The 23,396-nt window shown below is 67.9% G+C and carries 23 protein-coding genes; 15 read left to right on the top strand and 8 right to left on the bottom strand.

Going from position 1 to position 23,396, the window contains the following annotated elements:
• The first annotated feature begins 94 nt into the window (after positions 1 to 94).
• The 5 genes from ACK5F2_RS02305 (at position 95) to ACK5F2_RS02285 (ending at position 7,674) form a co-directional block, all read left to right on the top strand.
• Positions 95 to 1,015, top strand: a complete 921-nt coding sequence (locus ACK5F2_RS02305; RefSeq protein ID WP_409862475.1) for a LysR substrate-binding domain-containing protein — start codon at positions 95 to 97, stop codon at positions 1,013 to 1,015.
• A gap of 43 nt (positions 1,016 to 1,058) precedes the next feature.
• Entirely contained in the window at positions 1,059 to 1,865 is an 807-nt protein-coding gene (locus tag ACK5F2_RS02300; RefSeq protein WP_409862474.1) for a substrate-binding periplasmic protein, read from the top strand.
• A gap of 138 nt (positions 1,866 to 2,003) precedes the next feature.
• On the top strand, positions 2,004 to 4,148 hold the full coding sequence (gene katG / locus ACK5F2_RS02295) for a catalase/peroxidase HPI (RefSeq protein WP_409862473.1): 2,145 nt from the start codon (positions 2,004 to 2,006) through the stop codon (positions 4,146 to 4,148).
• Between the two features lie 376 nt (positions 4,149 to 4,524).
• Positions 4,525 to 5,901: a glutamate decarboxylase gene (locus tag ACK5F2_RS02290; RefSeq protein WP_409862471.1), complete on the top strand. Its 1,377-nt coding sequence runs from the start codon at positions 4,525 to 4,527 to the stop codon at positions 5,899 to 5,901.
• 78 nt (positions 5,902 to 5,979) lie between these two features.
• Positions 5,980 to 7,674, top strand: coding sequence for an aspartate:alanine exchanger family transporter (locus ACK5F2_RS02285; protein WP_409862470.1), 1,695 nt, complete (start codon positions 5,980 to 5,982; stop codon positions 7,672 to 7,674).
• A gap of 11 nt (positions 7,675 to 7,685) precedes the next feature.
• On the opposite strand, the gene ACK5F2_RS02280 is transcribed toward ACK5F2_RS02285, so the two are convergent.
• A complete protein-coding gene (locus tag ACK5F2_RS02280; protein ID WP_409862468.1) occupies positions 7,686 to 9,029 on the bottom strand; it encodes a ferric reductase-like transmembrane domain-containing protein in 1,344 nt (447 codons plus the stop codon).
• 165 nt (positions 9,030 to 9,194) lie between these two features.
• Between ACK5F2_RS02280 and ACK5F2_RS02275 the strand changes: the two genes are divergently transcribed.
• The 6 genes from ACK5F2_RS02275 to ACK5F2_RS02250 are packed head-to-tail and all read left to right on the top strand — an operon-like array spanning position 9,195 to position 15,264.
• The gene (locus ACK5F2_RS02275; protein ID WP_409862467.1) at positions 9,195 to 9,701 is read left to right on the top strand and encodes a Dps family protein; all 507 of its coding nucleotides are present in this window, start codon (positions 9,195 to 9,197) and stop codon (positions 9,699 to 9,701) included.
• A gap of 4 nt (positions 9,702 to 9,705) precedes the next feature.
• A complete protein-coding gene (locus tag ACK5F2_RS02270) occupies positions 9,706 to 11,091 on the top strand; it encodes a TolC family protein (protein WP_409862466.1) in 1,386 nt (461 codons plus the stop codon).
• 6 nt (positions 11,092 to 11,097) lie between these two features.
• Positions 11,098 to 12,075 carry an HlyD family secretion protein gene (locus ACK5F2_RS02265; protein WP_409862465.1) on the top strand — a complete coding sequence of 326 codons (978 nt, stop codon included), beginning with the start codon at positions 11,098 to 11,100 and terminating at the stop codon, positions 12,073 to 12,075.
• A gap of 20 nt (positions 12,076 to 12,095) precedes the next feature.
• Positions 12,096 to 13,256 (top strand): ABC transporter permease, encoded by a 1,161-nt coding sequence (locus ACK5F2_RS02260; protein WP_409862464.1) that lies wholly within the window; start codon positions 12,096 to 12,098, stop codon positions 13,254 to 13,256.
• On the top strand, positions 13,253 to 14,458 hold the full coding sequence (locus ACK5F2_RS02255; protein ID WP_409862462.1) for an ABC transporter permease: 1,206 nt from the start codon (positions 13,253 to 13,255) through the stop codon (positions 14,456 to 14,458). Before ACK5F2_RS02260 ends, ACK5F2_RS02255 begins: the two co-directional genes overlap by 4 nt.
• A complete protein-coding gene (locus tag ACK5F2_RS02250) occupies positions 14,401 to 15,264 on the top strand; it encodes a PPK2 family polyphosphate kinase (RefSeq protein WP_409862461.1) in 864 nt (287 codons plus the stop codon). The genes ACK5F2_RS02255 and ACK5F2_RS02250 overlap by 58 nt, the downstream gene beginning before the upstream one ends.
• A gap of 9 nt (positions 15,265 to 15,273) precedes the next feature.
• On the opposite strand, the gene ACK5F2_RS02245 is transcribed toward ACK5F2_RS02250, so the two are convergent.
• The 5 genes from ACK5F2_RS02245 to ACK5F2_RS02225 form a co-directional block, all read right to left on the bottom strand.
• Positions 15,274 to 15,573 carry a hypothetical protein gene (locus tag ACK5F2_RS02245; protein WP_409862460.1) on the bottom strand — a complete coding sequence of 100 codons (300 nt, stop codon included), beginning with the start codon at positions 15,571 to 15,573 and terminating at the stop codon, positions 15,274 to 15,276.
• A 59-nt stretch (positions 15,574 to 15,632) separates the two neighbouring features.
• Positions 15,633 to 16,505, bottom strand: a complete 873-nt coding sequence (locus tag ACK5F2_RS02240) for a CPBP family intramembrane glutamic endopeptidase (protein WP_409862458.1) — start codon at positions 16,503 to 16,505, stop codon at positions 15,633 to 15,635.
• Positions 16,506 to 16,539: 34 nt separating this feature from the next.
• Positions 16,540 to 17,691, bottom strand: coding sequence for a hypothetical protein (locus ACK5F2_RS02235; protein WP_409862456.1), 1,152 nt, complete (start codon positions 17,689 to 17,691; stop codon positions 16,540 to 16,542).
• Positions 17,692 to 17,783: 92 nt separating this feature from the next.
• Positions 17,784 to 17,921, bottom strand: coding sequence for a hypothetical protein (locus ACK5F2_RS02230; protein ID WP_409862454.1), 138 nt, complete (start codon positions 17,919 to 17,921; stop codon positions 17,784 to 17,786).
• Positions 17,922 to 18,066: 145 nt separating this feature from the next.
• On the bottom strand, positions 18,067 to 18,573 hold the full coding sequence (locus ACK5F2_RS02225) for a hypothetical protein (RefSeq protein ID WP_409862452.1): 507 nt from the start codon (positions 18,571 to 18,573) through the stop codon (positions 18,067 to 18,069).
• Between the two features lie 112 nt (positions 18,574 to 18,685).
• Here ACK5F2_RS02225 and ACK5F2_RS02220 point away from each other — a divergent pair, with 112 nt between their 5' ends.
• From ACK5F2_RS02220 to ubiA, 4 genes are all read left to right on the top strand, one after another.
• Positions 18,686 to 18,844: a hypothetical protein gene (locus ACK5F2_RS02220; protein WP_409862450.1), complete on the top strand. Its 159-nt coding sequence runs from the start codon at positions 18,686 to 18,688 to the stop codon at positions 18,842 to 18,844.
• Positions 18,845 to 18,973: 129 nt separating this feature from the next.
• Positions 18,974 to 20,620, top strand: coding sequence for a peptide chain release factor 3 (locus ACK5F2_RS02215; protein WP_409862449.1), 1,647 nt, complete (start codon positions 18,974 to 18,976; stop codon positions 20,618 to 20,620).
• Positions 20,621 to 20,809: 189 nt separating this feature from the next.
• Positions 20,810 to 21,136 carry a PspC domain-containing protein gene (locus tag ACK5F2_RS02210; RefSeq protein ID WP_409862448.1) on the top strand — a complete coding sequence of 109 codons (327 nt, stop codon included), beginning with the start codon at positions 20,810 to 20,812 and terminating at the stop codon, positions 21,134 to 21,136.
• A gap of 44 nt (positions 21,137 to 21,180) precedes the next feature.
• A complete protein-coding gene (gene ubiA, locus ACK5F2_RS02205; protein ID WP_409862447.1) occupies positions 21,181 to 22,107 on the top strand; it encodes a 4-hydroxybenzoate octaprenyltransferase in 927 nt (308 codons plus the stop codon).
• Here the strand turns inward: ubiA and ACK5F2_RS02200 are convergent.
• Positions 22,061 to 22,819, bottom strand: a complete 759-nt coding sequence (locus ACK5F2_RS02200; RefSeq protein WP_409862445.1) for a hypothetical protein — start codon at positions 22,817 to 22,819, stop codon at positions 22,061 to 22,063. The genes ubiA and ACK5F2_RS02200 overlap by 47 nt on opposite strands.
• Before the next feature lie 3 nt (positions 22,820 to 22,822).
• On the bottom strand, positions 22,823 to 23,396 hold a 574-nt coding region (locus tag ACK5F2_RS02195), incomplete at its 5' end, for a metal ABC transporter substrate-binding protein (RefSeq protein WP_409862443.1).

Below are 23,396 nucleotides of genomic sequence, written 5' to 3'. Positions count from 1 at the left end.
GCCGCGAACCGCGGCGGGGCGCAGTGTAGCGGGGCCTGGCCAACCCTGATTTTGAGGCCGACAATCCCCCTTCCAGCTTCGATAGGACGACTCGATGACCCTGACCGAACTCCGCTACATCGTGGCCGTGGCCCGCGAGCGCCATTTCGGGCGCGCGGCCGAGGCCTGCTATGTCTCCCAGCCCACGCTCAGCGTGGCCATCAAGAAGCTGGAGGAAGAGCTGGAGGTGAAGATCTTCGAGCGCGGCGGCAGCGAGGTGAGCGTCACGCCCCTGGGCGAGGACATCGTGCGCCAGGCCCAGTCGGTGATCGAGCAGGCCAATGCCATCAAGGAGATTGCCAAGCGCGGCAAGGACCCGCTGGCCGGTCCGCTGCGTCTGGGCATCATCTACACCATCGGGCCCTATCTGCTGCCCGAACTGGTGAAGCACAGCATCGAGCACTACCCACAGATGCCCCTGATCCTGCAGGAGCACTTCACCGTGAAGCTGCTGGAGATGCTGCGCACCGGCGAGCTGGACTGCGCCATCATGGCCGAGCCCTTTCCGGACACCGGCCTGGCCATTGCGCCCCTGTATGACGAGCCCTTTGTGGTGGCCGCCCCGGCCAGCCACCCCTTCGCCCAGCGCGAGCAGATCAGCGCGGCCGAGCTCAAGAGCGAGACCATGCTGCTGCTGGGTACCGGCCACTGCTTCCGCGACCATGTGCTGGAGGTCTGCCCCGAGTTCGCGCGCTTCTCCAGCGACGCCGAGGGCATACGCAAGAGCTTCGAGGGCAGCTCGCTGGAGACCATCAAGCATATGGTGGCCTCGGGCATGGGCGTGACCGTGGTGCCGGCCCTCTCGGTGCCCAAGGAGCCCCAGGCCCATCTGCGCTTCGTGCCCTTCGAGCCCCCGGTGCCCAGCCGCCGCGTGGTGCTGGCCTGGCGGCGCAGCTTCACACGCTATGAGGCGATTGCGGCCCTGCGCAATGCCATCTACGCCTGCAGCCTGCCCGAGATCACCCGCCTGAGCTGAAGGGCCTATTTCGCCGAGGCGCCGGCCCCGCTATGCTGGGCCCATGAGCCGACACGAGGTCAGGGAGACTTTGCCGGAGCATGGGCTGCAGCGCCGAACCTGCCTGCTGCTGCCCCTGCTGTGCGCCCCCATGGCCCTGGGGGCCCAGGCGCGCGAGTTGCGCATGGCCTTTGGCGAGCACATCCCGCCCTTCTGCTTTCCGCAGACCGCCTCGGGCATCGAGGTGGACGTGTTTCGCGAGGCGCTGGCCCAGCGCGGCATCCAGCTCAAGCCCCAGTTCTATCCCTTCGCTCGTGTACCGCGCGCCTTCCGCGAAGGCCTGGTGGACGCCACCATGACCGATCTGGGTGAGGACCTGGGCAGCACCGGCGGCCACTACGGCGAAACCGCGGTCATGTACGACAACGTGCTCATCAGCCTGCAGGCCCGAGCCCTGCGCATACGCCAGCCCTCGGACCTCGACGGGCTGACCGTGATCGCCTTCCAGGGCGCCCACAAGCGCTTCCCCGACTGGCTAGGCGCGCTGCAACGCAGCGGGCGGCTGACCGAGGTCAATGATCAGGCCCAGCAGGTCCGCACCCTGATGCGCGGGCGCTACGACCTGGTGCTGGCCGACCGCAGCATCTTCCGCTACTTCAGCCAGCAGATCGCCCGGCAGGGCGAGAGGCTGCTGCCGGTGAGCGAGCATGCCTTCACCAGCCCCAACCCACGCGACTACCGCCCGGTGTTCCGCTCGCCGCAAATGCGCGACGAGTTCAACGAGGGCCTGCGCTGGCTGCGCAGCAGCGGGCGCTTGCGCGCCATCTACGAGCGCTATCTGGGCGAGGGTCAGGCGCCCGCGGCCAGGTAGGGCCTGGCTATGGTTTAGATTGAACTATTCAAATAGATCAATCAATAGATGTTTCCTAAAGTCTTGCCACGCCGGTCCCCCGACCGGCACCGTGTCTCACGCTGCTGATGCCGGCAGCCCCACCCAAGGAGAATGACCGTGACAAGCCAAGCCAAGTGCCCCTTCCATCACGCTGCCGGCGGCGGCACCAGCAAGGACTGGTGGCCCAATCAGCTGCGGGTGGACCTGCTGAACCGGCACTCCGAGAAATCCAATCCCCTGGGCGAGCATTTCAGCTATGCCGAGGCCTTCAAGAAGCTGGACTACCACGCGCTCAAGGCCGATCTGGTCAAGCTCATGACCGACAGCCAGCCCTGGTGGCCGGCCGACTTCGGCCACTACGGCCCGCAGATGGTGCGCATGGCCTGGCACAGCGCCGGCACCTACCGCACCCTGGACGGTCGCGGCGGCGGCGGGCGCGGGCAGCAGCGTTTTGCGCCGCTCAACAGCTGGCCGGACAACGTCAATATCGACAAGAGCCGCCGCCTGCTCTGGCCCATCAAGCAGAAGTACGGCCAGAGCATCTCCTGGGCCGACCTCTTCATCCTGGCCGGCAATGTGGCGCTGGAGAGCATGGGCTTTCGCACCTTCGGCTTCGCCGGCGGCCGCCAGGACGTGTGGGAACCCGACCAGGACGTGAACTGGGGCGCCGAAACCAAATGGCTGGCCGATGACAAGCGCTTCCACGGTCAGCGCGAGCTGGACCACAACCTGGCCGCCACCCATATGGGCCTGATCTATGTGAATCCGGAAGGCCCCAATGCCAGCGGCGACTACCTGGCCGCCGCACACGACATCCGCGCCACCTTCTACCGCATGGCCATGGATGACGAGGAGATCGTCGCCCTTATCGCCGGCGGCCACCCCTTGGGCAAGGCCCACGGCGCCGCGCCCGAATCGCACAAGGGCCCCGAGCCCGAGGGCGCTCGCATCGAGGAGCAAGGCCTGGGCTGGACCAGCAACTACGGCCAGGGCCATGGCAAGGACACCGTCTCCAGCGGCCTGGAAGTAACCTGGACCACCACGCCCGCGCAGTGGGGCAACAACTTCTTCGAGAACCTCTTCAAGTACGAGTGGGAGCTGGAGCACAGCCCCGCCGGCGCCAAGCAATGGGTGGCCAAGAACGCGCCCGAGATCATTCCCGACGCGCACATCCCGGGCAAGTTCCACAAGCCCAAGATGCTGACCACCGACCTCACCCTGCGCTTCGACCCCGAGTTCGGCAAGATTTCCAAGCGCTTCCACGAGAACCCGCAAGCCTTCGCCGACGCCTTTGCCCGCGCCTGGTTCAAGCTGACCCACCGCGATATGGGCCCCAAGGCTCGCTACCTGGGTCCCGAGGTGCCGGCCGAAGAGCTGCTGTGGCAAGACCCCCTGCCCGCCGCCACGCACCAACCCACGGCGGCCGACATCGCCGATCTCAAGGCCAGGATCGCAGCCGCCGGCCTCTCGGTCAGCGAGCTGGTTTCGGTGGCCTGGGCCTCGGCCTCCAGCTTCCGCGGCGGTGATATGCGCGGCGGTGCCAACGGCGCCCGCCTGGCCCTGAGCCCGCAAAAGGACTGGGCCGTCAACCAAGGCGCGGTCCAGGTGCTGCCCAAGCTGGTGGACATCCAGAAGGCCTCGGGCAAGGCCTCGCTGGCCGATGTGATCGTGCTGGCCGGCGTGGTCGGTGTGGAGCAGGCGGCCAAGGCGGCCGGCGTCACGGTGGACGTGCCCTTCGCCCCCGGCCGCGTCGATGCCCGCCAGGACCAGACCGATGTGAAATCCTTCGCCGTGCTGGAGCCCGTGGCCGACGGCTTCCGTAACTACCGCAAGTCGCCGCTGGGCGCGCCCACCGAGGCCCTGCTGATCGACCGGGCCCAGCAACTCACGCTCACCGCGCCGGAGCTCACGGCCCTGATCGGCGGACTGCGCGTGCTGGGCGCCAACTTCGATGGCAGCGCCCATGGCGTATTCACCGATCGCGTGGGCGTGCTCAGCAATGACTTCTTCGTGAAGCTGCTGGACATGGGCACGGTCTGGGCCGCCACCGATGCCAGTGCCGAGCTCTTCGAGGGCCGCGACCGCAGCAGCGGCGCGCTCAGGCACACGGCGACCCGCGCCGATCTGGTCTTCGGCTCCAACTCGGTGCTGCGCGCCTATGCCGAGGTCTATGCCAGCGCCGACGGCCAGGCCAAGCTCGTGCGTGACTTTGTGGCCGCCTGGACCAAGGTCATGAACCTGGACCGTTTCGATCTGGCCTGAGCCCCACCCCAAGGCGGCCCGGCCCCGCCGGGCCGCTTTCTTTTTGAGGAGGAGAACCCCATGCATGCCAAGACCTGCCGTCGCCTATTGGGCCTGGCCCTGGTGCTCGCCGGCGCGGGCCTGAATGCCGACTACCTGATCAGCTGGATGAGGCACAGCCAGATCTGAAAGCGCAAGCGTCGATCCCAACCGTCACTGAAAACTAGGGGGGGTCGGGTCTTGCCCATTGAGGTTGGATCTGCGTCAATGGGGCGTACAGATTCGCGGCTACCCCCCGACGCGACACACTCCCACGGGGCCCGTGGGTCTGGCAATACGCGCCAGTCCGGGCTCGCTTCTGGACGAGCGCGCTTGCTCAACTGTCCAGGAGTTCACCATGAAGCATGCCCCCGTCGATCTGCTGCCCTACGAGCAGTTCAATTGCGACGTTCCCGAGGACCACTTCCCGAAGCAGGGCATGGCGCCTAAAGCCGCAGAAGCGCTGGTCAATAGCGAGGCCTGGACCGACGCGAACCCCATGCTCAATCTATCGTCCTTCGTGACGACCTTCATTGAACCCGAGGCAATGGAGCTGGCGCACAGGCATCTGCTGAAGAACTACATCGACCACGATATGTATCCGCAGCTGTTCGCCATGGAACAGCGCATGGTGCGTTGGCTGCACCAGCTCTGGAACGGACCTCGCGATGTGGAGCCCTATGGCACGGCCACGGTGGGATCCTCAGAGGCCTGCATGCTGGCCGGTCTGGCTCACAAATGGAACTGGCGACAGGCACGCGAAAAGGCCGGCAAGCCTACTGACCGTCCCAATATGGTGACAGGCGGCAATGTGCAGATCGTCTGGAAGAAGTTCCTGCGCTACTTCGACGTGGAACCCCGCATCGTGCCGCTCAAGCCGGGCAACTACCGCCTCACGGCCGAACACCTCGATGAGTTCGTGGATGAAAACACCATCGCTGTGGTGGCGATTGCGGGTCAGACTTTCACGGGCGAAGACGATGACATCCAGGAGATTCACGACTGGCTGGATGCCTACGAAAAGCGCACCGGCCACTCGGTGCCCATGCATATCGACGGTGCTTCCGGGGGCTTCGTCAACCCGTTTCTCTACCCCGACTACAAATGGGATTTCCGCCTGCCCCGGGTGCAGTCCATCAACGCCTCGGGTCACAAGTACGGCCTGGTGCCGCCGGGTCTGGGCTGGGTGATCTTCCGCGAGCGCAGCATCTTCAACGAAGACCTGATGTTCTACGTGAACTATCTGGGTGGGGAGATGCCAACAGCCACCCTCAACTTCAGCCGCAACAGTTTCCAGATTGCGCTGCAGTACTACCAGTTCCTGCGCCTGGGCTTTGAGGGCTATCGCCAGATCATGCAGCACACCGTGGAGAACGCCCAGTTCATCCGCGACAAGCTGGTGGCCAGCGGCTACTTCACGATCATGAACGAGACGCAGCGAATTCCTGTCGTGGCCTTGACGCTCAACAAGGACAAGGCCGGCAACTTCAACGAGTTCGACGTCTCCAACAAGGTTCGCGAGCGCGGCTGGGTGCTGTCGGCCTACCAGATGCCACCCAATGCCCAGAGCGTGAACAGCCTGCGCATCGTGGTGCGTGCGCACATGAACCACAACGTGTGCGGAATCCTCGTCAAGGACATCATCCAGGCCTGCGACTACCTGTCTGGCGTTGGCGGCAACGCGCGCCCGCCCGCCTTGCACGATACGCACAAGGTCGCCACCAGCAAGTGCTGATCCTGCTGCCCCTGAACGGGGCTGCCGCGCCCCGGCCAGAAGGGCCGGGTCAGCTCCGCTTTCCATGAGGACTTTGCCATGCAGGCACTGATGCAATATCTGGCGGCCAACCCCTACGTGCTGCTCTTTCTCACCATCGGCCTGGCCGTCTGGGCCGGCCGTTTCAGCATCAAGGGTTACGGACTGGGATCGGTGGCCGCAGCCATCATCGTGGGATGCGCCCTGGCCACGATGGGCGCGGCCTACGGACAGACCTTCCACCTCGATGACTTTGCCAAGTCGCTTCTCTACTACCTCTTCATGTACGGCGTCGGACTGCGCGTCGGCCCGTCGTTCCTGAACGCGCTGTCGCGCGAATCCATCAAGTACGCGGTCCTGGCCATCATCGCTCCGGTGCTGGGCCTGCTCATCGTGGTGATTGGCTGCAAGCTGCTGGACATGCCCGTGGGCGCTGCAGGCGGCATTCTGGCAGGCTCGCAAACCATGTCCGCAGCCATCGGCTCGGCGGAGCAAGCCGTCAGCGGCGGCATGGTCCCAGCGGGGGCCGACCGGGAGAGCATCTCGGCCATGATCGCTCTGTCCTACGGCATCACCTATATCTGGGGCACAGTAGGCATCATCTTGATGTGCAAGTACCTACCGCGCATCTGGGGCGTGGACGCCAAGGCCGCGGCCAAGGAATTCGAAGCCAGCCATGGCGTGCCGAATGTGGACGAGGTTGGTCTCTCGGGATTCAGGCCTTTCGGTCTGCGCGCCTACCGGCTCGAAAATCCGCAGCTGGCCGGACAGACCATTGCAGCCTTCCTCGCCCGCTACCCGGAATACCGCATTGCCAATGTGGAGCGGGGTCAGGACTTGCTGGGCAATGATCCCTCGCTCCAGCTGCAGCTCGGTGACATCATTGCTCTGGGTGGCCGCCTTGAGGCGCTCACTGACCACATGGGCTTGATCGGTCCCGAAGTGGCCGATGCCCGCGCGCTCTCGGTGTCCTTGGATCAGGCCGAGATCCTGGTGACGCGCAAGGACGCTATCGGCAAGGCCCTGCGGGAATTCAATACCCTGCCCTTTGCCGGCCAGCTCCAGATCACCCGCATTGAGCGTGCAGGCGAACCCATCCCCGTGGGTCTAGATACCCGTCTGGCACGCCGGGACGTGGTGTTCCTGGTCGGCGCCAAGCAGGCGGTGGATGCCGCGGGCGCCATGTTCGGCCGGGTGGCCCGACACAATACAGCCACCGATCTGCTCACCCTCTCCCTGGGCATGATCCTGGGCTTCCTGATCGGCGCCATTGAGTTCCCGGCCTTCGGCTCCAGCGTTGGCCTGGGCAATGCCGGCGGCCTGCTGCTCTCGGGCATCGTGGTGTCCTCGCTGTCCTCGCGGCTGCGTTTCTTTGGCGACACGCCCAATGCCGCACGCAATGTGCTGGAGGATCTGGGCCTGATCGGTTTCGTGGCCATCGTCGGCATCAATGCGGGCGCTGGCTTGCTGACGCAACTGACCGGCGCCATCGCGCTCAAGATCTTCGTGATCGGCTTCGCCGCCTCCTCGATCCCTCCCATCGTGGTCTGGGCGATTGGTTACCACATCATGAAGATCAACCCCGCCGTGCTGATGGGCGCCACCGCGGGCGCCCGCAGCCACTCGGGGCCGGCACGTGAGGCAGCCAAGGAGGTGGGCTCCTCGGTGCCGTGGCTCGGTTTCCCTGTCGGCTACGCAGTGTCTGGCGTGCTGCTGACCGTGGGGGGCTACTTCGCGATGGTGCTGGCACGCTGAGTGCAAGCGGTTCAGCGAAATTCGAAGGCCTCCTGATGGAAATCGGCGGCATGCAAACCCTGGGCGGACAGGCCTTCGCGCAGGGCCTGTCCGAAGCGGGCCGGTCCACAGAACCAGATGCTGGCCTCGCGCCAATGGGGCGCAAGGTCCATCAGGCGTTGCGCGCTGAGCTGTCCCTGGGTCGCGGTCTCCAGCACGTGTAGCCGCACGCCCGCCGCCTGCGCCAGCTCATGCAGGGCCTGGGTGATCTCGGGATCGCCCCTGCGCGTGCAATAGAAGAGCTCCAGCTGCTGCGTCTGCAACTGGGTCGGGTCGGCACTGCGGGCCTGAGCCAGCTCTTGCAGGCGCGCCACGAAGGGCGTCATGCCGATGCCCCCACCCACCCAGATCTGCCGGGGTTTGGCATCCGCGAAGACAAAGCGCCCGTAAGGGCCTTCCACCCAGGCACGATCACCTGGCGCCACGAGTTCGGGCAGGCGGCGGGTGTAGTCGCCCAGAGCCTTGATGGCGAATCGCAGCTCGCCATCACCCTTCCAACTGGAGGCAATCGTGAAGGGGTGCGCACCCTCCCGGGTGTCCAGCGTCAGCAGCCCGAACTGCCCGCTCTCATGCCCCGGCCAACCGGGTGCGAGGCGCAGGCGGATCTCCAGCACGTCCAAAGGCAGACTTCTCACCTCGATCACCTCGCCCGCATGGCGGCGACTCCGGCCCACCCGACCGACCAAGGACATGATGGCCGCGAGGCCACCCAGCAGCATCAGGAGCATCAGCAAGCCGGAGCCCAGCAGGCCCCAGCCCCCCCAGTAACCCTTGGGCAGGAAGACCACGCTGTGATAGGCCACAGCCAGAAAGGCCAGCGGCATGAGGCGGTGCGCCAGGGCGAACCAGCGGTAAGGCAGGCGTCGCCACAAGGCGAGCAATACCAGGGCGATGGCCAGATACAGCCCCCATTCCGCCAAGTCCTTGGCCGAACCGTGCAGCGGCCGCAGCAGCTCCAAGGCCCAGGAGGGCGCATCCTGAGGCTTGCTCATCAAGCCCGCATGGCGCAACTCCTTGACCAACTGCCGCAGCAGGTAGTGAAACAAGCCCAGCCCCGTGCCCCATAGCGCCAGCTGGCGATGCACCTGATAGGCCCGATCAAGACCGCCCAACCGCCGATTCAGGGACGGCCAGCGCATGGCCAGCAACATGGCCAAGGACATCAGCCCGACGGCCATGTAGCCACTGAGATAAAGGACGTTCATGTAGAGCGTCCAGCGCTGCAAGTCCACGGACCCCTCCGTGGACCAGGCTGGCAAGCCGAGCAGGCCGGCAAGCAGCAAGATCAGCAGCGCCAAGCCGGTCGCAGGTTTCACGATCTCTCCTTGTGTTGATCGGTATGCAAGACCCGGCACCATATTGCCACCACAGCGGCCCTGTATCGCATGCCGGCTCCCCCTAAGGCTGCATCCCGTCGTAGGCCGATACGGATGGAAGGCCTATAGTCGGGGCAGGCAATCCATCTCACCTTGAGGTACCTCATGAGCAAGAAGAAGGCTGCCGCGACCCCGGGTCCGGCCATCAATATCGGCATCAGCGACAAGGATCGCAGCGCCATCGCGCAAGGCCTCTCGCGCCTGCTGGCCGATACCTACACCCTCTACCTGACCACCCACAACTTCCACTGGAACGTGACCGGCCCCATGTTCAACTCGCTGCACGCGATGTTCATGGCCCAGTACACCGAGCTCTGGAACGCGGTGGACCCCATCGCCGAGCGCATCCGCTCCCTGGGCCATGCGGCACCCGGCTCCTACGCCCAGTTCGCCAAGCTCAGCTCCCTGCCCGATGCCCCGACCGAGCCGCCCAAGGCCCTGGAGATGGTGCGCATCCTGATGGAAGGTCATGAGGGCGCGGCCCGCACCGCACGCAGCCTCTTCCCCCTGGTGGACAAGGCCAGCGACGAACCCAGCGCCGATCTGCTCACCCAGCGCCTGACGGTGCATGAGCAGACCGCCTGGATGCTGCGCAGCCTGCTGGAAGACTGAGCGCTTGCATCGACTCCTCATCAGTCTGTTCTGGGGGCTGGGCCTGGCCCCGGCCCTGGCCCAGCCCGTCTCGCTGAGCTGGGACGAGGCCGCCGCCCAGCTGCGCCAGGGCTCCGACCGCCTGGCCGCCGCCCGGGCCCAGCTGGAACAGCGCGAGGCCCAGGCCGAGGGCATACGCCATCTGGGCGGCCCCAGCGTCAGCGTGCTGGCCGCAGCCTACCGCTACCAGGCCAGCCTGGATCTGGACCTGGATCCGCTCAAGTCGCGCCTGGACCAGGTCCTGGGCAATCTGCTGCCGCCCAGCATCGGCGCCATCCTGCCGCCCCTGCCCCAGCTGCCGCACAGCTACACCCTGGAGCGCAGCAAGAGCGGCCAGCTGGCCATGCTCAGCGGCATCTGGCCCATCTATATGGGCGGCGCCGCCGATGCGGCCCGGGGACTGGTCCAGGCCCAGGGTCAGGAAGCCCGTGCCGAGCTGGGTGCCAGCGAGGAGGAAGCCCTGGCCCAGCTGGCGCAGCGCTACTTCCTGACTCAGCTGGCCGCCCGTGCCGCCGCCCTGCGCGAGGCCGCGGCCGACACCATTGCCCAGCACGATGCGGCGGCCGAGAAGATGCTCAAGGCCGGTCTGGCCTCCCAGCTGGAGCGGCTGCAAGCCCAGGCTGCCCTGGCGGACGCATGCCAGCAGGCCCGCAAGGCGCGCAGCGATGCCGAGCTGGCGGCCAGCGCCCTGGCGCGAAGCTTGAAACTGAGCGAGGGCGTGCGCCCCAGCAGCCCCCTGGCCCTGTCCAGCCAGCCCCTGGCGCCGCTGGGCGACTTCATACAGCAGGCCCTGCTGCAACACCCCGGCCTGGCCAAGGTGGCGGCTAAGAAGAGTCAGGCCGAGCAGCTGCGCGAAGCCAGCAAGGCCATCAACCGGCCCCAGCTCTTTGCCTTTGGCCAGCGCCAGATCGGCGAGCGCGGCGACTGGGTGGCGGGCCTGGGCCTGCGCATCAATCTCTGGGACTCGCTGGACCATGAGGCCCTGGAGCGCGGCCATGCGCGCCAGATCGCCCAGGCCCAGGCCAGCGACGCCCAGGCCCGCAGCGATATCGCCCTGCTGGTGGAACAGCAATGGCGCGCCACCGAGAACGCCCGCGAGCGCTACCAGGCCATGGCCGCCCAAGAGGCCCTGGGGCTGGAGCTGCTGCGCCTGCGTCAGGCGGGTCTGCGCCAGGGAACCGGCACGGCCCTGGAGCTGATCGATGCCGAACTCAATCTGGCCAAGCTGCGCACCGAGCGCGCCCAGCTGGCCTACGACTATCTGATGTCCCTGACCCAGCTGCTCGCGGCCAGCGGTCAGATCGGGCGGCTGGGCGAGTACCTAGCCCGCGCCGACCTGCGTCTGGAGTGATCCGAGATGAATGCCAAGAAGGCCCTGATCCCCGCCGCCGTGCTGCTGCTCGCAGCCCTGGGCGTCTATGCGCTGTGGAGCGCCGGCCGCGGCCCGGCGCAGGCCCCGCTGCAGGGCATGATGGAAGCCCAGGAAACCGATATCGCGCCCAAGCTCACCGGCCGCATTGCCGAGGTGGCGGTGCAAGAAGGTCAGACCATTGCCGCCGGCGCCCTGCTGCTGCGCATTGACTCGCCCGAGGTTCAGGCCAAGCTGGCCCAGGCCAGCAGCGCTGAGGCCGCCGCCTCGGCCGTGGCCCTCAAGGCCCGCAACGGCGCGCGCCCCCAGGAGATCCGCATGGCCCAGGCCAGCTACGAGCGCGCCCGCGCCGGGGCCGATCTGGCACGCAAGAGCTTCGAGCGGGTGGACAGCCTGTTCAAGGACGGCCTGATTGCCGCCCAGAAGCGCGACGAGGCCGAAACCAACTGGCGCGCCAGCGAGCGCCAGGCCGAGGCCGCCAAGGCCCAGTGGGAGATGGCCCAGGCCGGCGCCCGCGCCGAGGACCTGCTGGCGGCCGCTGCCCAGGCGCGCCAGGTGGCGGGCCTGGTGCAGGAGGTGGAAGCCGCCCGCGCCGAGACCCAGCTCAAGTCCCCCGTGGCCGGCGAGGTGGCCAAGGTGCTGGCCAAGGTGGGCGAGCTCTCGCCCGCGGGCGTGCCCGTGGTCACGGTGGTGGACCTGCAGAACCAGTGGGCCTTGTTCAATGTGCGCGAGGACCAGCTGGCCCGCTATGCCGTGGGCCAGGAATTCAGCGCCCGCCTGCCCGCCCTGCCGGATCTGGGGCCGCAGCGCTTCAAGGTGGTGGCCAGCCAGGTGCTGCCCGACTTCGCCACCTGGCGTGCCACCCGCGGCAACCAGGGTTATGACCTGCGCACCTTTGAGGTCAAGGCCCGGCCCCTGCAGCCCGTGGCCGGCGCGCGACCGGGCATGAGCGTGATTGTTGAATGAGTGCTGCGCCGGGCCCCGCCATGAGCGCCTGGTTGGGCAGCTGGCGGCGCGAATGGGCACGCCTGCGCGCCTCGCCCCTGGACCTGCTGCTGATCAGCCTCTTCCCCCTGGCCCTGGGCCTGCTCATGCTCTGGAGCTTTGCGGCCGGCCAGGCCACGCAGCTGCCCATCGCCGTGCTGGACCAGGACCACAGCGGCCTCTCGCGCCAGCTGCAGCGCATGCTGGACGCCGCGCCGGGCCTGCGCCTGGCCGAGCCCGCCAGCGATGAGGCCCAGGCCCGCGAGGCCCTGCGCGCCGGGCGGGTCTATGCCCTGCTCGTCATTCCCCAGGGCCTGGCCCGCGAGCTCAAGAGCGGCCGCGCCGCCCATGTGAGCCTGCTGCACAACGCCCAGTTCAGCACCCACTCGGGCCTGATCCAGAAGGACGTGCGCAGCGTGGTGGGCACGCTCTCGGCCGGCATCGAGATCCTGGCGCGCGAGAAACGCGGCCAGCCCGCCCTGGCGGCGGCCGGCGGCTTCGAGCCCCTGCGGGCCGGCCTGGGCTCGGCCTACAACCCCGGGCTCAACTACCAGCAGTTCCTGGCCACGGCCCTGATGCCGGCCCTGCTGCATCTGCTGGCCATGGTGGCCGGTGCCTGGAGCGTGGGCCGCGAGCTGCGCGAGGCCACGGTGAACGCCTGGCTGGCCCAGGCCCGGGGCCAGGCCTGGCCGGCCCTGCTGGGCAAGCTGGCACCGGCCTGGCTGCTGCTGCTGGGCGTGGACCTGCTGATCCTGCAGGCCCTGGCGCAGCAGGGGCTGATGCATCAGGGCCCGGCCCTGTTGGCCCTGCACGGGCTGATGCTGGCGCTGTATCTGGCCCTGGGCGCGGCCGCGGCCCTGCTGGCCCGCTCGCTGCGCCTGGCGCTCTCGGCCGCCGGTTTCATCACCGCGCCGGCCTTTGCATTCTCCGGCATCGGCTTTCCCCTGATGGCCATGCCCGAGGGCGCCCGACTCTGGGCCGAGGCCCTGCCCCTGACCTGGGTGATGCAAGCCCAGGTGGGCCTGCTGCAGCAGGGCTGGCCCGCCACGCGCGCCCTGCCCCTGATGAGCCTGCTGGCCGCCGCCAGCCTGGCCCTGCTGGCCCTGGGCGCCTGGCGCCTGCCTGCGGTGGCCGCCGACCCGCGAGCCTGGGGCCGGCGATGAGCAGAAGCTGGCTGCAGGAGATCGTCGCCACCTGGCGCGCCGTGCTGGGCGATGCCGGCGTGCTGCTGATGCTGATCATCGCGCCCCTGATCTATTCCTTCTTCTACCCCTGGCCCTACAGCAGCGAGCAGCTGCAGCGCGTGCCCGTGGCCCTGGTGGATCAGGACCACAGCGCGCTCTCGCGCCAGATCCAGCGCTTTGTGCAGGCCAGCCCGCGCCTGGAGCTGCGCCTGCTCACCGCCGACGAGGGCGCGGCACGCGCGGCCCTGGCAGCGGGCGAGATCCGCGGCTATGCCCTGCTGCCGGCAGGCCTCAAGCGCGAGGCCGGGCTGGGGCGGGGTCAGGTCGTGCCCGTGCTGGCCGACGGCGCCTACTTCCTGCCCAACAAGATCGTGCTGCAGGGCTTTGCCGAGGTGCTGGGCACGGTGTCCGCCGGCATCGAGCTGCGCCAGCTGCAGGCCGGCGGCCAGTCACCCCTGCAGGCCCAGGCCAGCCGCAACCCGCTGAATGTAGAGCTGGCGGCCCTATACAACCCGCATGAGGGCTATGGCAGCGCCGTGGTGCCGGCGGTGGCCGTGCTCATCATCCAGCAGCTGCTGCTGATCGGCGTGGCCATGTGGGTGGGTCAGCGCTTCGAGTGCCCCGCCCCTGCGGAGCGCTTGAGCCTGTGGAGCGCGCGTCTGACGGCTCTGGCCAGCCTGGGCGGGCTGAGCGCGGCCTGGTTCTATGCGCTGATCTTTCCTTTCTTTGGCTACGCCCATGGCGGCAACCCGGCCGGCAGCGCCCTGGCCCTGGGCCTGCTGGTGTGGGCCAGCTGCGCCGCCGGCATGGCCCTGGGCGCCCTGCTGGCCGATCGCGAACGCGCCATGGCCCTGAGGCTGGCCACCTCCCTGCCCATGGCCTTTCGGGCCGGCTTCTCCTGGCCGCGCGAGGCCCTGCCGGTGCCGCTGTGGTGGCTGGGCGAGGCCCTGCCCGCCGTCACAGGCATCCAGGCCCTGCTGCGCCTGAACCAGATGGACGCGCCGCTGCAGGCGGTACAGCCCCAGCTGCTGGCCCTGGCCCTGCAGGCCCTGGGCTACAGCCTGCTGGCCGCCTGGGCCATCCGGCACCGCCAGCGTCACCCTGCGCCCAAGGAGTGGTCAATATGCCCAACGACAACAGCAGCGCCAGCACCGCAAGGCCCCGCCGCAAGCCGCCCCTGAGCCACTATGTGCTCACGCGCGCGCGCAGCGGCTTCAGCCTGACCGCCTACGACCCCGCCGCCAAGCCCTGCGGCAACGGCAATGGCAAGGCCGAGGACAAGGCCGCCGTCGAGGCACTGGCCCAGGAGCTGGATGCGCTGCAGAACCTCTTCTATGCCGACCGCCGCTACAAGCTGCTGGTGGTGCTGCAGGGCATGGACACCAGCGGCAAGGACGGCACCCTGCGCGGCGTGTTCGGGCGCATGAGCCCGCTGGGCGTGCACACCGTGGGCTGGAAGGCGCCCAGCGCCGAGGAGCGCGAGCATGACTACCTCTGGCGCATCCACCGCCGGGTGCCGGGCGCGGGCGAGATCATGGTCTTCAACCGCAGCCACTACGAAGACGTGCTGGTGCCAGTGGTGGAAGGCTGGATCGATGAGCACCAGACCGCCCAGCGCTATACCCATATCCGCGACTTCGAGCGCATGCTGGCCGAGACCGGCACCGTGATCCTCAAGTTCATGCTGCACATCTCCAAGGAGGAGCAGCGCCAGCGCCTGCAGGAGCGCGTGGACGACCCCGCCAAGCACTGGAAGTTCCAGACCTCGGACCTGGAGACCCGCAAGCGCTGGGACGAGTATCAGGCCGCCTACGAGCGCGCCATCGCGGCCACCGCCGCGCCCTGGGCGCCCTGGCATATCGTGCCGGCCGACTCCAAGATCCACCGCAATCTGATGATTGCGCAGCGGCTCAAGGAAACGCTCTTGGGGCTGGACCTGCGCTATCCCACGGGCGATCCGGCGCTGATGGGCGTCAAGGTCGAGTAGTCGGGCCAATCAGCGCCGACCCACCGGGGTGACGCTGGGCCCGACCTGACGGCGCCGCCGCTGGCGCAGCCCCGCCCAGGCCAGGCCGAGCAGCCAGGCCAGCATGATCAGCAGCGTCAGGTTCTCGGGCAGGGACATCCAGCCCGAGCTGCGCCAGGCGGCCGGGAAGATCACCGCGCCCGGTCCGGTGAACAAGGAGCCGGCCGCAATGAACAAGGCCAGGCACATACGCCACAGATGCCGCGCCATCCGGTGTCGGCCCTGCGCCGGCCCCTTGACCAGCTGGCGCAGGTCCGGAGCGCCCGCCAAGGCCACCAATACGCCAAAGAGACAGGCGGCAGCCGGGGTGCCGGCGGCACCTCGCCGGATCAGACGGTGCGCTTCCAGATCGGCGCCACAATTCGCCCGCGCCGATGCGCCATCACCAGCATCACGATGCCGGTCGTGGTGCACAGCACCAGCGCCAGCACGGAGGACTCGACGCCAAAGTCGCCTCCGGTCAGGTAGTCGGGGCCCTTGATGGTGGACCGAATCAATCCTGGTGCCGCATCGTTGCCGGACACGATGCCGGAGAAGATGGCCTGTTGCGTGTAGTTCCAAGCCATATGAAAGCCAATGCTCAGCCACAGCCGGCGCGTCAGCATGAGGGCAGCGCCCAGCAGGATGCCAGCCTCAACGGCAATGAACAGCGCGCCCTCGAGCGTTGCCTGCGGATTGACCAGATGGGTCAGACCGAACACCAGGGAAGACACTGCCAGCGCCACCCAGCTGCCAAACCACCGCTCTATCGACAAGAAGAGCACGCCGCGGAACAACAGCTCCTCGAAGACACTGGAGCTGATGGCCATCGCAATGGCCGGGAGCATATAGCTCCAGGGATTCAGTCCCTCGATGCGGTAGATGCCCAGGACCATCAGCACGCCCTCGCAGGCGGCGTAAAGGGCAGCGCCGATGAGCAGCCCTGTCCCGAGCTCCCGGCCCAGGCCCGTCGTGCCGAGCTCGGTGGCGGAACGCCGCTCGACAAAATGCGCATAGCCGAGATAGACGGCAAAGCCGGCGATGGCCATGGCGATGATGTGCAGAGCGGCCTTGAGTGGCTCGGCGCCGTAGCTGCTCATCAGGTCGCCGTTCAATGCCATCAACACCAACAAGAGGGCCCCGAGCAACACGATGCGCAGAGGCGGCGCGGCGAGCACGCGGCGTGCCTGCGCGGCTGACATGGAAAGGAGGGGGCTTGTCATCGTCACCGTCTCTTCTTCGTATCAATGCCGGAGTTCAGGGGCTGAGGCCTGGCAGCGTGCCTTGAAGGTGTTCAGGAGCCTCGATGGTGCGCAGCCATTTCACCGAGCCCACCGCCCACTTGGGATCCAACTTGCGCAAGGCTGCCACAAGACCGGGCAGATGCGCCGCCCCATAAGTGATGAAGATCTTGTCGTCTGGGGCCTGCATGATCTGCTGAGCGAGGGCACGATTGCGGAAATCCAGGATCACCGGCGCCATCGGGCTTGGCGTGCTGGACGCAGCGCTCTGGTTGAGCGTGAACAGCCCCCGGCAAACAATGCCGCCCAGCGTCTTTTGTGACTCACTGCCGCGCTTCAGCCACTCGATTACCCGCTGCAAGAAAGCTGTGTCGTTGGCCGCGGGCACAGAACGAAAGTCCTGTGAATGCGCCTTCGCAAAGGCCGGATCCTCCCGCTTCAGGCGCTCGTACTCTGCCTTGAGCTCAAGGGCATCGACGTCGGCGATGACATGTCGCTCGGGATGTTCGGCCTTGTCCGCCTCCAGCAGCGCAAAGAAGTCGAGCTGGAACTTCATGCCGCACACCTCGCCGATCGACTTGTAGGTGCCACTCAGATCGCTCCCGCCCACCAGCTCCCGCGACAGCCTCTCGAAGAAGGCCTGCGACGCCGGGCTGCTCGTCTGCACGCCCTCGTAATAGGCAACGTAACCCTCCGACAAGGCCTTCTCGATGTCATAGATGACGGCCTTGTAGAAATGCTCGGAGCCGATGTGCTGCATACCTTGGAAAATCACGCGCTTCGAGCCATTGCTCAGGGCCACCTGGGAGACCGTAGCCGGCCGGACCTCAGTGAGCACCATCAGGTAGTAGACCGGCGCAGCCAGCAGCACCCCAAGGGCCAGGATCCAGCCTAGGACTGCACGGGACCAGACCTTGGCAAACGGTCGCCCCGCCGCGGTGGGGGAGAGCCGTCGGAACAGCCAGGCGGTCGCGAGCGACAGAATCGCCGCGACGAGCAACAGCAGGGCCATCAGGCCGTAGCCCCAGCCCAGGAGCACGGGGAGCCCGAGCACAAAAGCCGTCAGCAGCACAAACCAGGCAATCGCCTGGATGCGAACACGCCAGAGTGCCGGCGGCAGTGACGCGGAGGGGCCGAGTGACGGTCGGGTGCCTGGCGCTGGACTCATGCTTCGGAAATCCCTTGAGGATGGACCGGCAGGCATCGAGGATGCTCGGGCTTGATGACGACTTGCCGTTTCATGCGCGTCACGCAGTTTCCTCAGAGCGCGCGCTGGCTGTCAAACGGTTCGAACTCGGCCAGCGCAAAGGGCGGGAAAGCCAGCTGGCGGGTGCTCGCCGTTTCCAGCTCACCCGTGCGGCGGCAGCGCGGCGTGCGGGTGTTTGTGGCGGGCGCCAAGGCGGCGTCGGCAGGAACTGCCCGGCCCGGTCGCCACATGGCGGTCAGACTGAGCACAAGGAATAGGCGGCGGATGTCGGGCCGGCCCATATGAGGATTGGGGGCTTGAGGCATGTGACTCGGAGAGAGGATAAGGCGAGTCGGGCTAGCTAGGGACTGCCGCGAGATAGCGACTTACGTCTTCCTCCGTTAGCAAGCGGAGCTTCTTCCCGGGAAATCCATCGAACAGCTTCCCATGTCCACGACGCGACATCGCATCGTCGCGAAGGTCATAACTGGCCGCCCAGCTCACAAGCGCCGCGAGTCCTTGGCTCGACTGCGCGCGCGACATATGCAGCTCGCTCGCAGCGCTTCGAGCGTGAAGGCGGCGCTCACAGATGTGCCAGTCCAAATCCAGCCAGATCAGGGTCTGGGCGTCTTCAAGAAATGGGGCCGCGAGCTGACCATAGACGCCTTCGACAATCCAGCTTGCCTGCGCCCGCGTGGACGCGATCATCCTGGCTCGCTCGGCTTGCGGGCGCTTGTGCTCAAAGCCGCCCGGCATCCAGAACAGATCGTCCAGATGCACCACGGGCACCGAGTGAAGTCGGGAGAGTCTTTCCGCGAGCCAGGTCTTGCCGCTGCCGCTGTTGCCAAGGAGGACGGTCTTCATCGCACGCAGTGTAGGAAAGGGAAAGCGCAAGGCTGGGCCTGGGCTTTAGACTTCAACCCGGCCCCGGTCCGCCGCCCCCATCCTTCAGCATACGTTCGAAAGCTCACTACCCATGGCCTGGATTCCCATTGCCCTCTTCACGTTCAAGATCCTGGTGTTTGGAACGGGCATGTACTTCGCGATCAAGTGGCACTACGACAAGGGCCGCAAGCGCAAGCAAGCGCTGCAGGAACAGCAGAAAGCCGCTCAGGTCCAAACCGGCGGGGCTTGAGCGCCTGAGGCTGGCTGCGGGTCGGCTGCGATAATCCGCAGCTTGCCCGTATCACCCGCCTGCCTGCGTGCGCGCCGGCTCCCTTGTGGAGCCCTGGCCCGCGCGGCGGGCCCTGCCTGAGCCCCTCTCATGTCCGCCGACAGTCCCATCGCCTCGCGCATCGACAGCGAAGTCCGCCGCCGCCGCACCTTCGCCATCATTTCCCACCCTGACGCGGGCAAGACCACGCTGACCGAGAAGCTGCTGCTGTTCTCGGGCGCGATCCAGATCGCCGGCTCGGTGAAGGCGCGCAAGGCCTCGCGCCATGCGACCTCGGACTGGATGGAGATCGAGAAGCAGCGCGGCATCTCGGTGGCGTCGTCGGTGATGCAGATGGAGTACCGCGACTGCGTGATCAATCTGCTGGACACCCCGGGCCACCAGGACTTCTCGGAAGACACCTACCGCGTGCTGACCGCGGTGGACGCGGCGCTCATGGTGATCGACGCGGCCAACGGCGTGGAGCCGCAGACGCGGCGCCTGCTGCAGGTCTGCCGCGCGCGCAACACGCCCATCCTCACCTTCGTCAACAAGATGGACCGCGAGGTGAAAGACCCGCTGGCCCTGATGGACGAGATCGAGCAGGAGCTGGGCATGACCGTCGTGCCCTTCACCTGGCCGGTGGGCATGGGCAAGCATTTCCATGGCGTGATGGACCTGCGCCAAGAGCGCATGCGCGTGTTCTCGCCCGGCGAGGACCGCGTGGCCGGCACCGAGGAAGTGCTGGAAGGCCTGGACAACCCCGCCTATGCCGAGCGCTTCGGCATGCAATACGAAAACGCCCAGGGCGAGATCGAACTGGTGCGCGAGGCCGCGCCGGCCTTCGAGCTGGATGACTTCCTGGGCGGCAAGCAGACGCCCATGTTCTTCGGCTCCGCGGTCAACAACTTCGGCGTGCAGGAGGTGCTGGACGCCCTGGTGGAGCTGGCCCCGGCCCCAGCCGAGCGCGCGGCCATGCAGCGCGTGGTCAAGCCCGAGGAGCCCAAGTTCAGCGGCGTGGTCTTCAAGATCCAGGCCAATATGGACCCGGCCCACCGCGACCGCATCGCCTTCCTGCGCGTGGCCTCGGGCCACTTCGAGCGCGGCATGCGGCTCAAGGTGGTGCGCAGCGGCAAGGAGCTGCGGCCCAACACCGTGGTGAGCTTCCTCTCGCAGCGCCGCGAGCTGCTGGACGAGGCCTTTGCCGGCGACATCATCGGCATTCCCAACCATGGCGTGCTGCAGCTGGGCGACACCATCACCGAGGGCGAGGCCCTGCAGTTCACCGGCCTGCCCTTCTTCGCGCCGGAAATGTTCCGCAGCGTGGAAGTGGCCGACCCGCTCAAGACCAAGCAGCTGCGCGAGGGCCTGCGCCAGCTGGGCGAGGAAGGCGCGATCCAGGTCTTCCGCCCCGAGGCCGGCAGCGTGCTGCTGCTGGGCGCCGTGGGCCAGCTGCAGTTCGAGGTGGTGGCCCACCGCCTGGAGCATGAGTACGGCGTCAAGGCCCGCATCACCGCGGCGCGCTACAACGTGGCGCGCTGGGTCACCTGCGACGAAGCCGATGGCGGCGAGAAGGAGCTGCGCCGCTTCATCGACCACAACGCCCACCGCGTGGCCTGGGACGCGGTGAACGCGCCCACCGTGCTGCTGGAGTACGCCGGTGAACTGCGCGCCATGCAGGAGAACTGGCCCAAGATCAAGTTCCATGCCCTGCGCGAGCACGCGGGCCTGGTGTTCCAGCAGAAGATCGACGGCTGAGCGGTTGAGCAGCCGAACGACCGGGGGCCGCGGGGCCGGGTGTTGGCACGTGCAGCGCGCTGACGGACTGTCCGGCGCTGCGCAAGTCTGTACCACCGCGGCGGCACTTCGTCGCGCCCGGCTGGCCGGCGCGGGTCTCGCAGCGTAGGCTTGCGCCTGTGTTCAATCCACTCCCCTCGGGAGCACGACATGTCCGATAGCGAAGAACTGGGCCGTCTGGCCGATCTGCATCAGCGCGGCGCCCTGAGCGACGAGGAGTTTGCGCGTGCCAAGGCGCGGGTGCTGGATGGACGACAGGGCAGCGGCGCCCCGGAGGGTGCAGCCAAGGGACTGGCCCTGAACCGCCTGCGCCGCAGCCGCGACGACCGCTGGCTGGGCGGTGTCTGCGGCGGCCTGGCCCGTTTCACCGGTCTGGAAGCCTGGGCCGTGCGCCTGCTCTTTGCGCTGGCCCTGCTGTTCGCCGGCACCGGCGCCCTGATCTATCTGCTGCTCTGGATCTTCGTGCCCCAGGAGTGAGCCGCCGGGCTGAAAGCGAGGCGGCTGCTGACACAATGGCGGGCGTGAATTCCGAGCCCCTGTCCCCGGCGGCCACCGGCCGCAACCGCCTGTCCCTCTACCTGGACCTGATCCGCTGGAACCGCCCCGCGGGCTGGTTGCTGCTGCTCTGGCCCACGCTCAGCGCGCTGTGGATCGCGGCCGACGGCTGGCCGGGCTGGCATCTGCTGATCGTCTTCACGCTGGGCACCATCCTGATGCGCTCGGCCGGCTGCTGCGTCAACGATGTGGCCGACCGCGATTTCGACCGCCATGTGAAGCGCACCGCCCAGCGCCCGGTCACCAGCGGCGCGGTGTCGGTCAAGCAGGCCCTGCTGCTGGGCGCCGCCCTGGCCCTGCTGGCCTTCCTGCTGGTGCTGACCACCAATGCGCCCACCATCGCCCTGTCCTTCGCGGCCCTGCTGGTGGCGATTGCCTACCCCTATGCCAAGCGCGTGGTGGCCATGCCCCAGGCGGTGCTGGGCGTGGCCTTCAGCTTCGGTATTCCCATGGCTTTTGCCGCCACCCTGGGCAGCCATGACTGGAGCTGGCCGGCCCTGCGCGGTGCGGTGCCGCTGGCGGCCTGGGCCCTGCTGATCTCCAACCTGTTCTGGGTGCTGGCCTATGACACCGAGTACGCCATGGTGGACCGCGATGACGATATCAAGATCGGCATCAAGACCTCGGCCCTGACCCTGGGCCGCTGGGATGTGGCCGGCGTGATGGCCTTCTACGCCCTCTTCCTGGCCAGCTGGGCGGCCCTGGGCCTGCAGCTGGGTCTGGGCGGGGTCTTCCTGCTGGGCATCGCCGTGGCGGCGGCCCAGGTGGTCTGGCATTACCGCCTGATCAAGGACCGCACGCGCGAGGGCTGCTTCCGCGCCTTCCGCGAGAACCACTGGCTGGGCTTCACCCTGTTTGTGGCGACGGTCCTGGACCTGAGCCTGCAGGGCTGAAGGCCGCCGCCGCGCCAAATAGCGCCAGGCCCAGGGCCACGCAGGCACCGCTGGGCGCGTCCAGGCCCCACGACAAACCCAGCCCCAGACCCACGGCCGCGAGGGCACCGCCCAGGGCCAGCCCCCAGCCATGGGCGGCCCGCCGCCACAGGGCCGGCGCGATCAGGGCGGCAAAGACCACGAAGAGGCCCAGCACCGGCACGGCCAGGCTGGCCACCCCGGCAAAGAGCGGGAAGAACAGCGCGTTGTGCGCCAGCCAGGGGCGCAGCAGCAAGACGGCCGCCGCGGCCACGGCCAGCACGCCCACCTGGAACCAGCCCGCCCACAGCACATCGGCCGCCAGCAGCTCGGCCAAGCGCTCGCGCCCATGCGGGTCCAGGCGCGCAGCCAGCAGGGCCGCGCAGGCGGCAGCCACGTAGAGCAGGCCGATCAAGGCCCCGCGCTGAGCCGGCCAGCGCCGCGCCAGACCGGCCACCAGGGCCGCGCTGAGCAGGGCCCCGGCCGCCGCCGCCGCCTGGGTCTGCCACCAGCCGGGATGGTCTATCAGGGTGGCTGCGGCCAGAGCCGCGGCCGCCGCCGCCTGAGCCACGGCCAGGTCGATGAAGACCACGCCGCGGCGCAGCACCTGCTCGCCCAAGGGCGCCAGAGCCAGCAGGCCCAAGGCCAAGGCGGCCGCGGGGGCCAGGAACCAGAACTCGCTCAAGAACCCCATGGCTCAGCGTCCCGGCACGGCCAGCAGCTTCTGCAGCAGGCCATCCATCCACTGCGCCAGCTCGGGCGCGGCGGCATCCTCGCCCACGGTGGCGGGCAGCACCAGGAGGGGCGTGCCGTTCAGCTGGCCACTGAGCCAGCGCCCCGGGCGCGGGTCCTGGTAGCTGCTGATCACCACGGCCGCGGGCGGCTGGCTGCGCAGGCGCTCCAGCAGCTGCTGCAGGTGGCCGGGCGTGGGCGCCATGCCGGGCTTGGGCTCCAGATCGGCCACCGGGCGCAGGCCCAGCCAGGCAAAGAGATAGCCAAAGCTGCTGTGCTGGGCCGCCACCGCACGACCGCGCAGCGGCGCGGCCTGACGCTCCCAGACGGCGATGCGGCCACGCCAGTCTTGCTGGAAGGCCGCCAGGCGCTGGGCCACGGCCGGGCGCTCGGCCGCAGGCAGCAGGGCCTGCAGCTGTTCGGCCAGGCCGGCGGCCACCTCCAGCAGGCGGCGCGGATCGGTGTGGATGTGCGGGTTGCCTTCGGCATGCACATCGCCGCTCCAGGGCGTGGCGCGCGCGCCGGGCTGGGCATCGATC

This window comes from Roseateles sp., assembly GCF_046300915.1.
GTDB lineage: Bacteria > Pseudomonadota > Gammaproteobacteria > Burkholderiales > Burkholderiaceae_C > Kinneretia.
This window is presented reverse-complemented; position numbering and strand designations above follow the sequence as displayed.